The 14,638-nt window shown below is 69.6% G+C and carries 11 protein-coding genes; 10 read left to right on the top strand and 1 reads right to left on the bottom strand.

All coding sequences use genetic code 11. The features are described from left to right. The first annotated feature begins 77 nt into the window (after positions 1-77). The 7 genes from ligA to O2L52_RS22925 all read left to right on the top strand — a co-directional run bounded on the left by ligA (position 78) and on the right by O2L52_RS22925 (position 10,454). The gene (ligA, locus tag O2L52_RS22955) at positions 78-2,288 is read left to right on the top strand and encodes an NAD-dependent DNA ligase LigA (protein WP_270118438.1); all 2,211 of its coding nucleotides are present in this window, start codon (positions 78-80) and stop codon (positions 2,286-2,288) included. Between the two features lie 336 nt (positions 2,289-2,624). After that, a complete protein-coding gene (locus O2L52_RS22950) occupies positions 2,625-4,652 on the top strand; it encodes a putative bifunctional diguanylate cyclase/phosphodiesterase (protein WP_270118437.1) in 2,028 nt (675 codons plus the stop codon). Between the two features lie 105 nt (positions 4,653-4,757). After that, positions 4,758-5,729: a sigma-70 family RNA polymerase sigma factor gene (locus O2L52_RS22945; RefSeq protein ID WP_270118436.1), complete on the top strand. Its 972-nt coding sequence runs from the start codon at positions 4,758-4,760 to the stop codon at positions 5,727-5,729. Between the two features lie 72 nt (positions 5,730-5,801). Continuing rightward, complete coding sequence (locus O2L52_RS22940; protein ID WP_270118434.1) at positions 5,802-6,257, top strand: VOC family protein; 456 nt, start codon at positions 5,802-5,804, stop codon at positions 6,255-6,257. A gap of 172 nt (positions 6,258-6,429) precedes the next feature. Next, entirely contained in the window at positions 6,430-7,995 is a 1,566-nt protein-coding gene (locus tag O2L52_RS22935) for an FAD-dependent monooxygenase (protein WP_270116075.1), read from the top strand. A 60-nt stretch (positions 7,996-8,055) separates the two neighbouring features. Next, complete coding sequence (locus tag O2L52_RS22930; RefSeq protein WP_270116073.1) at positions 8,056-8,520, top strand: MarR family winged helix-turn-helix transcriptional regulator; 465 nt, start codon at positions 8,056-8,058, stop codon at positions 8,518-8,520. Positions 8,521-8,912: 392 nt separating this feature from the next. After that, entirely contained in the window at positions 8,913-10,454 is a 1,542-nt protein-coding gene (locus O2L52_RS22925; RefSeq protein ID WP_270116072.1) for an MFS transporter, read from the top strand. Between the two features lie 130 nt (positions 10,455-10,584). Here O2L52_RS22925 and O2L52_RS22920 read toward each other — a convergent pair whose 3' ends face one another. Further along, complete coding sequence (locus tag O2L52_RS22920) at positions 10,585-11,001, bottom strand: VOC family protein (protein ID WP_270116070.1); 417 nt, start codon at positions 10,999-11,001, stop codon at positions 10,585-10,587. Between the two features lie 303 nt (positions 11,002-11,304). Between O2L52_RS22920 and O2L52_RS22915 the strand changes: the two genes are divergently transcribed. The 3 genes from O2L52_RS22915 to O2L52_RS22905 all read left to right on the top strand — a co-directional run bounded on the left by O2L52_RS22915 (position 11,305) and on the right by O2L52_RS22905 (position 14,502). Further along, positions 11,305-11,661 carry a DUF485 domain-containing protein gene (locus tag O2L52_RS22915; RefSeq protein ID WP_270116069.1) on the top strand — a complete coding sequence of 119 codons (357 nt, stop codon included), beginning with the start codon at positions 11,305-11,307 and terminating at the stop codon, positions 11,659-11,661. Beyond that, positions 11,661-13,340, top strand: a complete 1,680-nt coding sequence (locus O2L52_RS22910) for a solute symporter family protein (protein WP_270116068.1) — start codon at positions 11,661-11,663, stop codon at positions 13,338-13,340. The genes O2L52_RS22915 and O2L52_RS22910 overlap by 1 nt, the downstream gene beginning before the upstream one ends. A gap of 166 nt (positions 13,341-13,506) precedes the next feature. Then, complete coding sequence (locus O2L52_RS22905) at positions 13,507-14,502, top strand: sensor histidine kinase (protein ID WP_344473148.1); 996 nt, start codon at positions 13,507-13,509, stop codon at positions 14,500-14,502. The last annotated feature ends 136 nt before the right edge of the window (positions 14,503-14,638 follow it).

Here is a 14,638-nt window from a genome sequence, read left to right as displayed (position 1 = left end):
GACGTGAACGCGAGGTGACCGGTTGCATAAGGCTTCGGCCTCCCCGAAACGTCGGACCCAGCTGACACAATGGGGCCGTGAGCACGACTGACGCAGACCTGGACGGCACCGACCGGACCGCAGACCCTGAGTTCTCCCGCGCCCGCGAGCGCCACGAGACGCTGGCCGCGGAGATCACCGAGCATCGGAAGCGGTACTACCTCGCCGAGCCCACCATCTCCGACAGCCAGTTCGACGAGCTCTTCCACGAGCTCATCGACATCGAGACCGCCTACCCGGAGCTGCAGAGCAACGACTCGCCCACGCAGCAGGTCGGCACCTTCTCCGAGGCGTTCACGCCGGTCACCCACCTCGAGAAGCTGCTCAGCCTCCAAGACGTGTTCAGCCTCGACGAGGTCCGGACCTGGGCGGACAGGATCACCGCCGAGGTCCCCGACGAGCCGTACCTCTGCGAGGTCAAGATCGACGGCCTCGCCGTCGACCTCGTCTACGAGAACGGCCGCCTCGCCCGCGCCGCCACCCGCGGCGACGGCGTCACCGGCGAGGACGTCACCGCGAACGTCGCCACGATCGGCGCCGTCCCGCAGCGGCTCACCGCCGCCGAAGGCTACGACATCCCCGAACTCCTCGAAGTCCGCGGCGAGGTCTACTTCCCGAGCGCCGACTTCGAGCGGCTCAACGAGTCCCAGGTCGCCGCCGGCAAGGCCCCGTTCGCCAACCCGCGCAACGCCGCCGCCGGCTCCCTGCGCCAGAAGGACGCCGCGAAGACCGCCGAGCGCCCCCTCAGCTTCATCGCCCACGGCCTCGGCGCCCTGCGCGGCTTCGAGCCCGACTCGCAGTCCCACTCCTACGCCGCGCTCGACGCCTGGGGACTGCCCACCAGCCCCTACTGGCGCGTCGTCGCCACCATCGACGAGGCCTTCGCCTACATCGCCGAGTACGGCGAGCAGCGCCACGAGCTCGTCCACGAGATCGACGGCGTCGTCATCAAGATCGACCGGATCAACGTGCAGCGCCGCCTGGGCGCGACCTCCCGCACCCCCCGCTGGGCCGTCGCGTACAAGTTCCCGCCCGAGGAGGTCAACACCAAGCTCCTCGACATCAAGGTCTCCATCGGCCGCACCGGCCGCGCCACCCCCTACGCCGTGCTCCAGCCCGTGCACGTCGCCGGCTCCGAAGTCGAGTTCGCGACCCTCCACAACGCCGACCAGGTGAAGGCCAAGGGCGTCAGGATCGGCGACACCGTCGTCGTGCGCAAGGCCGGCGACGTCATCCCCGAGGTCGTCGCGCCCGTCGAGGCCGCCCGCACCGGCGACGAGACCGAGTTCGTCATGCCCGAGCGCTGCCCCGAATGCGACTCGGTGCTCGCCCCGGCCTCCGAAGGGGACGTGGACCTGCGCTGCCCCAACGCCCGCTCCTGCCCCGGCCAGCTGCGCGAACGCCTCGCCTACCTCTCGGGGCGCTCCTGCTTCGACGTCGACCGCATGGGCTACATCGCCTGCGCCGCGCTCGTCGAACCGCTCGGCGCCGACCCCGTCCTGGTCGACGAGGGCGGCGTCTTCGACCTCAAGATGGAGGACCTCCTGCCCATCCAGGTGGTCGTGCGCGACCCTGACACGGGACTGCCCAAACCCGACCCGAAGACCGGCGAGGACAAGGTCGTCGCCTACTTCGCCAACAAGAACGGCGAACCGAAGAAGACCGCCGTCCAGATGCTCGAGAACCTCGAGACCGCCAAGCGCCAGCCGCTGTGGCGCGTCGTCAACGCGCTCTCGATCCGCCACGTCGGCCCCGTGTCCGCCCAGGCCCTCGCCGAGCACTTCCGCGACCTCGACCTGATCGCGAACGCAGACGAGGCCGAGATGGCCGCCGTGGACGGCGTCGGACCCGTCATCGCCGCCGCCATCAAGGACTGGTTCGCCGTCGACTGGCACCGCGCGATCGTCGAGCGCTGGCGCGAGGCGGGCGTGCGGATGCAGGACGACGCCCCCGACCCCTCCGAGGCGCTCCCGCAGACCCTCGAGGGCCTCACCGTGGTCATCACCGGCGGCATCCCCGACCACACCCGCGAGGGCGCCGCAGCGGCCGTCAAGGCCCGCGGCGGCAAGGTCTCCGGTTCGGTGTCCAAGAAGACCGGTGCGGTCGTCGCGGGTGAGAAGCCCGGCTCGAAGTACGACAAGGCCGTGGAACTCGGCGTGCCGATCGTGCGCGGCGAGGAGTTCGCGGCGTTCCTTGAAGACGGGTTGTCCGTACCGGAAACTTCCGATGCCGAGAGCGAACCAGAATGATCACAAGTTAGTAACGATCCGTATTCCTCTACGGGGGGAGACTCGTTAGTTCAAGGCAGAGTCATCTCGTGGAAGCTCGCCCTCGTCGTACCAACGGCTCGGCACCCATCGCCCGAAAGGGCCGCCGGGCCTGGAACCGACCACGGGAGGCGCTGCGGTGAACGCCGGATAACGGTTTCTGTAATTGGCATGTCGCGCCTGGTCACAAGTGTGCCGCATGTGCTCCCGGCGTTGTCTGGGAGCGGAATTCGCGATATGACAGAGGAGTCGGCCGCGACCGACCCCGGGGGATTCTGGCGCGTCCCCCGGAGACGGCGCGGCAGTGGGAGGAGCGAAATGGCCACGACGCTCATGCGCAACACTGCGCCTAAGGAGCATCCGGGCCGGTACTACGGCTTCATGTCGGCGGTCGCGATATTCGCGGTCGTCGGCGCCGTCGCCGTGACCGTGACGAGCAGCGCGCCCGAGGGCGGCTGGTTCGGCGTGCCCTTCGCCTTCTGGCTCACCGCCGGCCTCGCCCTGGTCGCGGAGCTGCGCCCGACCCGCTGGGGCGGACTGTGGATGTCGCCGATGGCCTCGATCTACCTCGTGTACGTCCTCGCCACCATGATCACCTGGGGCTTCCTCCCGGCGCTGATCATCCAGTCGGCGGCCATCGCCATGCTGATGGTGCAGCTCAAGGCCTCCCTGTGGCGGGCGGTCTTCAACATCTCCCAGCAGGGCATCGCGCTGGTGCTGGCCTGGGGCGTCTGGGCGGCCCTCACCGGGCCCGTGGCCTGGTCCGGCACGGCGGCGCAGCTCCTCGCCATCTTCGCGGCCGGATCGGTCTGGACGCTGACGAGCTTCGCGCTCGTCGCGGGCCGCCAGGGCCTGCGGACCGGCGTCGGGTGGCCCGCCCTGTTCTGGCAGTGGTTCAAGAGCGAATGGGCCCTGCGCGCCACCCAGGTCGCGATCGCGCCCATCGTCGCGACCGCGGCGATGTCCTCGTGGTGGCTCGTGGCGGCCTCGGCCATCCCGATCTTCGCCGTGTACCGCATCCTCCAGACCGCCGCCGACCGCGAGCGCCAGGCCGACCACGACCCGCTCACGGGCCTGCTCAACCGCAAGGGGTTCCAGCAGGCCGTGGACGGCAAGCTCACGGACGCGACCGAGACGAGCACCGCCGTCGCGATCCTCATCCTCGACCTGGACCGCTTCGCCGACGTCAACTCGGCGCTCGGCCACGCGGTCGGCGACCAGCTCCTCATCGAGCTCGCGCACCGCTTCGAGGCCGACAAGCCCAAGGGCAAGGCCATCGCGCGCCTGGGCGGCGACGAGTTCGCGTTCATGTGGTCGGAACTGGACGGAATGACCGACCCGATGGAGTGCGCCCGCGAGATCCGCGCCCGCCTGGACGCCCCGATCGTCCTCGGCGACGCCAGCATCGAAGTGGACGGCTCGGTCGGCGTCGCGGTCTTCCCCGACGACGGCTCGGACTTCCAGACCCTGTTCCGCCACGCGGACATCGCGATGTACGAGTCGAAGCAGCGCGCCTCCTCGTTCGCCCGCTACGCGCCCGAGTTCGACCACAACTCGCCCGAGCGGCTGCTGCTCCTCGGGGACGTGCGCCGCACCCTCGACCACCCGGACTCGCCCGGCGTGAACCTGTACTACCAGCCGCAGGTGCGCCTGGCCGACGGCGAGGTCATCGGCGCCGAGGCCCTGCTGCGCTACCACCACCCCGAGCGCGGGATCGTCAACCCCGCCGAGATCATCGAGACCGCCGAGCACTCGTCGGTGATGCGGATGCTCACCGAGCGGGTCGTCGACATCGCCCTGCGCCAGCTCCGCTCCTGGAACGAGTCGGGCTACGACCTGCGCATGGCCGTGAACGTCTCGGTGCGCGACCTCCAGTCGCCCGAGTTCACCGACTTCCTGACCGAGCGGATCGACGCCTACGGGGTGAACGCGGCGAAGCTCCAGCTGGAGATCACCGAGTCCGCGCTCATGGCCGACCCGCGCCGCGTCGTGGTCAACGTGCAGCGCCTCTCCGACCTCGGCGTGGGCATCAGCCTCGACGACTTCGGCACCGGGTTCTCCTCGATGCAGCACCTGCGGCGCCTGCCCGTGACCGAGATCAAGATCGACAAGTCGTTCGTGACCACGCTGATCGACGACCCGGACAACGCCGCGATCGTCTCGACCACGATCGACCTGGGCCGCGCCCTGGACGTCGAGGTCGTCGCCGAGGGCGTGGAGGACGAGAAGGTCCGCAAGCAGCTCGAGGACTGGAACTGCCACGCCGGGCAGGGCTGGCACTTCGCGAGGCCGATGGACGCCGACGCGTTCGAGCGCTGGATGGTCGACCACCGCCGGAACAAATAGCCTTTCGGCGCACCACAAGGGTGTATTCGGGCGCCCCGTGGCCTGGCGGATCGGTTTTCTCAACCGTCGCGTCGAAATGTCGGTGGCCTGTGCGAGGCTGTGGTCATGAACGCTGCTATCCAAGACGACGTGCTCGCCGAGTTCGAACCCCACCGGCGGGAACTCTGCGCGTACGCCTACCGCATGCTCGGCTCCTCGTTCGAGGCCGAAGACGCGGTGCAGGAGGCCTTCACGCGGGCGTGGCGGTCCCACGACTCCTTCGAGGGCCGCTCCTCCCTGCGCTCGTGGCTCTACAAGATCACCACGAACGTGTGCCTCGACATGCTCAAGGGCCCGCAGCGCCGGGCCCGCCCGATGGACCTGGCCCCCGCCTCTGACGCCGGCACGCCCCTGCCCGCGCCCGAGCCCGACTACATGTGGGTCGAGCCGATCCCGGACTCGATGGCGTTCGGCGCCGACCCGGCCGCGGCGGCCGAGGCGAAGGACACGCTCCGGCTCGCGTTCGTCGCCGCCGTCCAGCACCTGCCCGCCAAGCAGCGCGCGGTGATGCTCATGCGCGAGGTGCTGCGGTTCTCCGCCGCCGAGACCGCCGAGGCCCTCCAGCTGAGCCCCGCGAGCGTCAACTCGGCGCTTCAGCGCGCCAAGGCCACCATGGAGCAGGTCCACGCCAAGCCCGATGAGTCCTACACGCTCGACGACGCTGAGCTCCGCAAGCTCGTCGACGGCTACGTGAGCGCCTTCGAGGCGTACGACATGGACGCGCTCACCGCACTGTGCACACAGGACGTGGCCCTCTCGATGCCGCCGATCCCGCTGTGGGTCCAGGGGCACGCGAGCGTCGCCGAGTTCATGCTCACCGCCGGCAAGGGCTGCGAGAACTCCAAGCTCGTCCCGGTCAGCGCCAACGGCCTCCCGGCCTTCGGCCACTACAAGCCGAGCGGCACGCCCGGCCTGTGGGAGCCGTGGTCGATCACCGTCCTCGAACTCGAGGGCGGCAAGATCTCGGGCCTCAACTACTTCCTGGACACTCCGAAGCTGTTCCCGCTCTTCGGCCTCCCGGCCGAGTACCGCGAGTAGGCCGAGGGCCGCCCCGCGACCGATTCGCACGGTTGCGGGGCGGCTGTCGGACCCCCGGCCTACCGTGGCGGTATGCCTGTTCACTTCAAGATCGTCATCGACTGCGCCGACCCGCACCGACTCGCGGCCTTCTGGGCCGAGGCCATGGGCTACCAGGTCGAGGACCACTCGTCGTTCATCGCGGGACTCCTCGCGAACGGGGTCATCACCGAAGACCTCCTCACCGAGGTCGACGGCCATCACGCCTGGAAGACCCTCGCCGCGATCCGCAACCCGGACGACCCCTTCGACGCGGCCTCCGATGCGGGCCAGGGCATGCGGATCCTGTTCCAGGTCGTCCCGGAGTCCAAAACGGTCAAGAACCGCCTCCACCTCGACCTCCACGTAGGCCTCGACAACATCGACGCCGAAGCCGAGCGCCTCGAATCCCTCGGCGCCACCCGCGCCGGCGAGCGCCTCTCCGAGGGCCCCGCCCAGTGGATCGTCATGCAGGACCCCGAAGGCAACGAGTTCTGCGTCCATTCCTGACGGGCCGCCAACAGACCGAAAATCCCCGCAACCTGAAGGGCCGCTTCGTGACTGCGAAGCGGCCCTTCCGTAGGTCTTGCAAAGTCGCGAGGAATCTGCGTATCCTCAGAGAGAGTTGATATTCGAGATCTGATGACCAACTGATATCTTATATCTGTTAGGGAGCTGATGGATGACAGCGCAGGGACCGACGTCGGACAGCGATCGCGTACTGGTCGTCGGAGCCGGGCCGACCGGGTTGACGGCGGCGTGCGAGCTGCTCCGGCACGGCATCGACGTCCGCCTGATCGACCGCAACCCCGAGCCGTCCCCGTTCCCGAAGGCGCTCCTGCTCTGGCCCCGCAGCCTCGATCTGCTGGCGGACAACGGCGTGCTTGGGCAGGCGCGCGAGGCGGGCCTGGCGATCAACGCGTTCAGCTACTTCTCGGACGGGAAGCCGCTGGCGACCTTCGAATTCCCAGAGGACCTCGCCCCGCTGTGCCTGCCCCAGTGCGACACGGAGCGGGTGCTGACCGAGCGCCTGCACGCGTTGGGCGGCCGGATCGAACGAGGGGTGCGGCTGCTCGCCTTCGACGACCTGACCCACTCCGACGACCTGTCCCGCACCACGGGCCTGACGTCGATCCTCGAGCACAGTGACGGCTCCTTCGAGCGGTTCAGGGCGCCGTTCGTCCTCGGCACCGATGGGGCGGGCAGCGCCGTCAGGGCCCAGATGGGGTCGGCGTTCACCGGGGCGACGTACGAGAGCGCCTTCGCGCTCGTCGACGCCTACATCGAAGGCGATCTGCCGACCGACAAGGCGCTCTACTACCAGTCGCGGGCCGGCGCGCTCGTGATCGTGGCCCTGCCCGGCGGCGTGTTCCGGTTCTTCTCGAGCCTGCGCCCGGGCGAGAGGGTGAACGTGCCCGCCATGCAGCGCATCGTGGACGAGCAGGGCCCGCAGGGCGTGAAGATCGGCACCACGGTCTGGGAGACCACGTTCCGCGTGCACCGGCGGCACGCGGAGGCCTTCCGGCAGGGCCGGGCCTTCATCGCCGGCGACGCCGCGCACGTCCACAGTCCGGCGGGCGGGCAGGGGCTGAACACGGGCATCCAGGACGCCCACAACCTCGCCTGGAAGATCGCCGCCGTACTGAAGGGCGAAGCGCCGCCCGAGCTCCTGAACACCTATGAGAGCGAACGGAAGGCGGTGGCCCGCCAGGTCGTCCGCGACACGGACGTGCAGACGCGCGGCTGGATGCTGAAGGGCCGGCTGCAGGTCGCGGCGAGGGACGGCGCGTTCCGCCTCCTGGACCGCACCGGTGTCATCGCCCGCCACTACCTGCCGGTGATGGCGGGCCGGCGGCTGCGGTACCCGCCGGTGCGCAGCACCCAGAGCCCCGCGAGCGAGCACCGCTGCCGGCGGGGGAGCATCCGGCCCGGCGAAACCCCCGGGCGCGACCAGATGATCGCGGCCGGAGTGCCGAGCCCGCTCAGCGGGTGGTACCTGGCCTGCTTCGCCAACGGCGACGAGGCATGGGCGGAGTCGGTCCAGGCGGCGGCGGCGGCCTGGCCGCAGATCACCTTCGACTCCCTGGCCGGGGCCCCCTGGGCCTGCGGCCGGAGGGCGTACTACCTGTTCCGGCCGGACGGGCACGTCGCGGCACACGGACACATCGGCGACCTCGACCGGCTCGAGGCCGAGCTGACCGCGAATTTCACGAAAGCGGTCGCCTTGGAGATGGACCGGAGTGCTTAGGTGAACGACCCATATGGCGGCGCCCATCCGGTCGCCGAGCGTTCGGATAACATCGGGCACATGACTCTCCTTGCGATCGACCAGCGAATCGGCAACCATCTGAAAAGGGCCGAACAGGAACTCATGGCCGCGAAGACGGCGGCGCTCAGGCCTTTCGACCTCAATGTCCCGCAGTACACATTGCTACTCGTGGTCGCGCAGGAACCGGGTCTTTCCGGGGCGGAACTGGCCAGGCGGTGCCTGGTGACGCCGCAGACCATGTCGTCGGTCCTCCGCACCTTGGAATCGCGCGAACTCGTCAAACGGGAACCGCACCCCGTCCACAGCCACGTCCATGAAGTCCGTCTGACGCGCAAGGCCCGGGAACTGCTCAACGACGCCGACCGAGCGGCCTGCGAGGTCGAACTCCGGCTCGGTGCCGCGTTCTCGGAAGAGGAGTCGCGACTGCTGCTCGACCTGCTCGGCCGGTGCACGGCGACGCTGACCGAGATCACCGCCGAGCAGCGGACGCGGATGCGCGGCTGACCGGTCGCCCTTCGCGGACTGGAGAGTCAGGAGAAGGGCGGCCGTCCATCACTCGAGGTTGCACGCCGGTGCCGTCCTGACGGCCCGGCGATGATCGCGCTCGCCGTGGATGTCGTGCGCCTGTGGAAAATGCTGACGCGGCAAGGCCGAGAATAAGGCCGGCCGCATTGCAAGCGACCCCTTTTTCTCTTCTCGGCTTGGAATCGATTTGTTTCGGGCGACGGCTTTCAGTTGCGCCTTTGTTAACCGCTATTAATACCGTTGCAAAATAACATGTGATTCGGATCACGTATTCTTGACCGGAAATTCTGCGCCTCATAATATCTCAAGCATAAGATCTCTTATGGTAAATCGATCTCTGATACACAGCGAATTCGAGAGGCGCCATTCCCATGACTTCTGTGATTGACCAGCAAGGCACTGCGCCCAAGGCGGTGAACCGCACCGCAAGCCCACTCGCCATTCTGGCCGTGGCGCTGTCCAGCCTGACCCTGCCGCTCGCCGTGACCGGACCCGCGGTCGCGCTGACCGATATGGCCGTCGACCTCAGGGCCGGGATCGCCGAGACGCAGTGGGTGCAGAACGCCTACGGCGTCACGTTCGCCGCCTGCCTGCTCGCGGCCGGCGCCCTGGCCGACAGGCACGGGCGCCGCCGGGTGATGATCTCGGGCCTCTGGCTGTTCGCAGCCATGTCCGCCCTCTGCGCCGTCGCGCAGAACATGATCCTGGTCGACATCGCCAGGGCGCTGCAGGGGATCGGTGCCGCCGGGGTGCTCACCAGCGGCGCGGCGGTGCTGGCGGCATCCTTCACCGGGGCCGCCCGCGCCAAGGCCTTCGGCGTGCTGGGCGCGTCCTTCGGCTGCGGCCTCGCGTTGGGCCCGCTCACCGCGGGCATGCTCGTCAACCTCGGCAGCTGGCGGCTGGTGTTCCTGTTGAACGTCGCCATCGCGCTGTTCGTGCTGCTCTTCCTCGCCCGGCACCTTCCGGAGTCCCGCGACCCGGACGCGACGAGCGTCGACTGGGCCGGACTGGCCACCTTCAGCGGCAGCCTCGCGCTGCTGACGCTGGTCTTCGTGGAAGGGCCGGTGAACGGCTGGACGAGCACCGGCACCCTCTCGGCGGCGGCCGGCTCAGTGCTGCTGCTGCTGGCGTTCGTGGTGGTCGAACTGCGGCAGGCCCGACCGGTGTTCGACCTGTCGCTGCTCGCCAAGCCCTCGTTCATCGTGGTCATGTGCCAGCCGTTCACGGTCACCTTCGGGTTCGTGGTGCTGCTGGTCTACCTGCCCCCGTACTTCCAAGGAGTGAGCGGGCACAGCGCCCTCGCCTCGGGCGCCCTGCTCCTGCCGCTCACGCTGCCGGTGCTCTCGCTCCCGCTCGTCGCCGGCCGCCTGGCGGCCCGGATCCCGCTGCGGGTCATGCTGGCCGCGAGCTCCAGCCTCATCGCGGCGGGCTCCCTGTGGCTGACCACCCTGCAGCCGGGCGGCTCGCTGGCCGAGCTGATCGGGCCGCTGGCCCTGTTCGGCATCGGGGTCGGCAGCGCCTTCGGCGTCATGGACAACGCCGCGGTCGGCTCCGTCCCCGTGGAACGGGCGGGCATGGCCTCGGGGATGTTCAACACGATGCGGATCACCGGCGAGACGATCGCGATCGCCGGCGCCGCCGCACTGCTGTCGAGCCTGACCCTGAACGACCTCCGGGACCGCGCGCCCGTCCTCGACGACCCCACCCTGCTCGCGGGCGACGCCGTGCAGGGCCGGCTGGCGCAGTCCCTGGACGCCGTCCCCGAGGACCAGCGGGAGGTCGCGATGCAGGCGACCTCGGCCGCCCTCACCTCAGCCATGCACGTGACGCTGATCCTGCTGGCGGTGCTCGCGATCGTCGGCGCCATCTCGACCTTCGCCTTCATGCGGGACCACGACCTCTCGAAGGACTGACCCCCGCGACCCGCGCAACCGAACTCAGCAACCACGGCAAGGAAGGCCGGACATGACCCCCGAACTCCGGTGGACCGAGCGGTTCCAGTCCCGCCCGGTCCGCCGGGAAGCGGCCCTCCCGGAGACCCGGCTACTGCGGGTAGGGCATGTAGAACGGCTCCCACTGGTGGCCGTCGAGGTCGAGGAAGGTGCGGCCGTACATGCCGACCTCGGCCTCCTGGGCGCGGCGGTCCTGCTTGGAGTTCTCCTCGGTGCCGCCGGCCTTGAGCGCGGCGTCGGTGAGCTCGTCGACGGCCTCGCGGCTCGGCAGCGCCACCGCGTACGCCGCCGCCGAGTACGCGGCGGTGTCGGCGATCGGGCGCTCGGCGAACGTCGCGTAGAACGCCTTGGTCAGCAGCATCAGGCAGATGTTGTCGTCGACGACGACGCAGGCCGCGTTCTCATCGGTGAAGTCGGGGTTGATGCTCCAGCCCAGCGCCTCGTAGAACGCCTTCGCGGCGTCCAGGTCGCTCACGGGCAGGTTCAGGAAGATCATCTTGCTCGCCATCGTGCGGTCCTTTCGGTGTCCCATTGCCTTCACCAGTGCAGACGAGATCCCAACGCGCAATTCATCGTTCGCGTGCGAGAAACCCGGCGCGACCGTTCGCGGACCGTTCGCCGACCGTTCGTCGGCGCCCTCAACGCAGGAAGCCGACCCCCTAGCGACACGCGTCACACCAATGCTTCACTCGGCCGCTCCGGCCTCTTAGGTTGCATGTAAACCCGTCACCGGACCGACTCGCGCCAGCAACGCCGGCCCGGGAGGACTGGGACAAGCCCAGCATCAAGCCCTTCAAGGAGGAACGGCCCGATGGCTACGACCCCCACCCGCGACGGCCCCCCGCCCGAGGTCACCGAGGAGCAGCTCGCCGCGATGCACGACGACCCCCGGTTCCTCGACCTCAAGCGCCGCCTCTTCCGCTTCATCGTGCCCGCGACGGTCGCGTTCCTCGCCTGGTACCTGCTCTATGTGCTCCTCTCCGCGTACGCCCGCGACTTCATGGGCACCGTCCTCTTCGGCAACGTGAACGTCGCGCTGGTCCTGGGCCTCGGCCAGTTCCTCTCCACGTTCGGGATCGCCTGGGGCTATTCGCGTTACGCCGCCCGCAATTACGACCCGAAGGCGATCGAACTCCACGACGCCATCCATTACGGAGAGGACCGCTGATGGACCTCCTCGCCCAGGCCGAAGGCACCGGCCGCACCCTGACCATGGTCCTGTTCCTGCTCACGGTGGCCGTCACCATCGTGATCTCCATCTGGGGCCACCGCTACACCCGCACCGCCACCGACTTCCACTCCGGCGGACGCAGCTTCTCGGCGTGGCAGAACGGCTTCGCGATCGCCTCCGACTACATGTCGGCCGCCTCCTTCCTCGGCATCGCCGGGACGATCGCCCTGTTCGGCTACGACGGGTTCCTCTACTCGATCGGCTTCCTCGTCGCCTGGCTGGTGGCGCTCCTGCTGGTCGCCGAGATGCTCCGCAACACCGGCCGGTTCACCATGGCCGACGTGCTGTCGTTCCGGATGCGCCAGCGCCCGGTCCGCACCGCCGCCGCCGTCTCGACCCTCAGCGTCTCGATCTTCTACCTGCTCGCCCAGATGGTCGGCGCGGGCGCGCTCATCGCGCTGCTCCTCGGCATCAAGGAAGGCGAGACCTACCTCGGCATGGACGCCGAGACCGCCAAGATCGCCGGCATCGTCCTGGTCGGGCTGATCATGACCCTCTACGTCGCCCTCGGCGGCATGAAGGGCAACACCTGGGTCCAGATCTTCCAGGCGATGGTCCTGGTCGGCGGCGCGGCCGTCCTGACGCTCATGGTCCTCGGCCAGTACGGCTTCAACGTCTCCGACCTGCTCGGCGACGCCGCCACCGCCTCGGGCCAGGGCGCGGCCTTCCTCGAACCGGGGCTGCGCTACGGGGTCGAGGTGCCGGGCGACGCGGTCCAGACCATGTGGAACAAGCTCGACCTGGTGAGCCTCGGGCTCGCGCTGGTCCTCGGCACCGCGGGCCTCCCGCACGTCCTCATCCGCTTCTACACGGTCCCGGACGCCCGGGTCGCCCGCCGCTCCATCAACTGGGGCATCGGCCTGATCGGCGCCTTCTACCTGATGACGCTCGTGCTGGGCTTCGGCGCGGCCGCGATCGTCGGGGTCGAGGCGATCACCGCTCAGAACCCGGCCGGGAACACCGCCGCACCGCAGCTGGCCGAAGTGGTCGGCGGCGAAGTCGGCGGGTCCACGCTCGGCGCGGTCATGCTCGCGGTCATCGCCTCCGCGGCCTTCGCGGCGATCCTCTCCACGGTCTCGGGCCTGGTGATCGCCTCGTCGTCCTCGCTGGCGCACGACCTGTACAACAGCGTCATCCGCCACGGCAAGGCGACCGAGCGCGAGGAGGTCGGCGTCGCGAAGCTCGCTTCGATCGGCATCGGCATCGTCGCGATCGTCCTGGCGATCTTCGCCCAGAACCTCAACGTCGCCTTCCTGGTGGGCCTGGCCTTCGCGGTCGCGGCCTCGGCGAACCTGCCGACGCTGCTCCTGAGCCTGTTCTGGAAGCGGTTCAACACCAGCGGCGCCCTCTGGGGCATCTACGGCGGCCTGGTCGCCTCGCTCGCCCTGGTGGTCTTCTCTCCGGTCTTCTCCGGAACCGAAACCTCGCTGCTCGGCGAAGGGGTCGACATCGCATGGTTCCCGATGTCGAACCCTGGCTTGGTCTCCATCCCGCTCGGTCTCATCTGCGCCGTGGTCGGCACGCTGATGAGCGACGAGTCCCGCCCCGATCGATTCGCGACCCTCCAGGTGAGGGCGCTGACCGGCGCGGGCTCTGAGCGGGCCGCGGAGCACTGAGCCGCCCCAGAGGCGGGGGGGGGGGGGGGGGCCGCCCCCCCCCCCACTTTTCTGTGGGCCCCGTTACAGTGAACAGGTGATCCCCGGTCGCCTTTCCGCCTCGCTCCGCGCTTCGAGGCTCGCCTCGACGCGCCGGCGCGCGCTGGGCTCCGGGGCGCTCGCGGCGCTGCGCCTCTCCCGCCAGGTCGGCGAGTCCCTCGCGGACGGCCTGAACGGCAAGGGCGCGCCGCTCGCGGCCCGCCGCCTCGCCAAGCTCCTCGCGGCCGACGCGGTCGCGCTGGCCGACTGCGAGCGGGTCATCGCGGTCGCCGGGAGCCTCGACCCGGCCGCGGCCCAGGGCCTGCTCGTCGAGACCCTGGACGTGCTCGAGCCGGTCACGGCGCCGCCGCTGCGGTCCTCGCCGCTGATCGTCTCGGGAGACCTGGCGGGGTGCCTGCTCGTGGCGGGGGACGTGAGCGACGCGGAGGTCGCCGAGGCCGCGCACCTCGTGGCGACCGCGCTCGACCACGCGGACCTGGACCGGGCCCGCGAGCGGATCGCGGCGGCGGACCTTCGCACGCTGCGGGCCCAGATCTCGCCGCACTTCATGCACAACGCGCTCGCCGCGATCAGCGCCCACACCCGCACCGACCCCGAGCGGGCCCGCGAACTGCTCACCGACTTCTCGGACTACCTGCGCTACTCGTTCGCGAACACCGGCGACTACGCCACCGTGGCGGACGAGCTGCAGGCGGTGCAGACCTACCTCGAGCTGCAGCGGGCCCGGTTCGACGACCGCCTCGACATCACCGTCCGCATCGCCCCGGAGGTCCTGCCCGTGCCCATCCCGTTCCTGGTGGTGCAGCCGATCGTGGAGAACGCCGTGCGCCACGGCTTCGAGTCCAAGCCCGGCACCGGGCACATCGCCGTGCGCGGGTTCTCCGAGGGCGCGCTGTGCGTCATCGAGGTCGAGGACGACGGCGCGGGCATGGAACCGGAGACGGCGAAGGCGATCCTCACCGGCAGCCGCCAGGGCGCGGGCCGCATCGGACTGGCCAATGTGGACCGACGGCTGCGCGCGGTCTACGGACCCGAGTACGGCCTGTGGCTCGACACCGCCCCGGGGGAGGGGACCAAGGCCACGGTGCGGATCCCGCGATATGCGAGAGGGGTGCACGTATGACCCGGCTCCTTGACGCGGCCATAGGGCGTGCCCCTTCCCACCCGCATCCACCTCCGACCAACCAGGGAAATAGGACGACTCTCCCACACGGGTCCGACATCCCCCTGAATGCGAATGGCATTCGCGCTCAGTGGGC

Origin of the sequence: Glycomyces algeriensis (assembly GCF_027622855.1) — a bacterium.
Lineage (GTDB): Bacteria > Actinomycetota > Actinomycetes > Mycobacteriales > Micromonosporaceae > Glycomyces > Glycomyces algeriensis.
The sequence above is the reverse complement of the archived record's forward strand: the minus strand, read 5'-3'. Positions and strand labels throughout refer to the sequence as shown.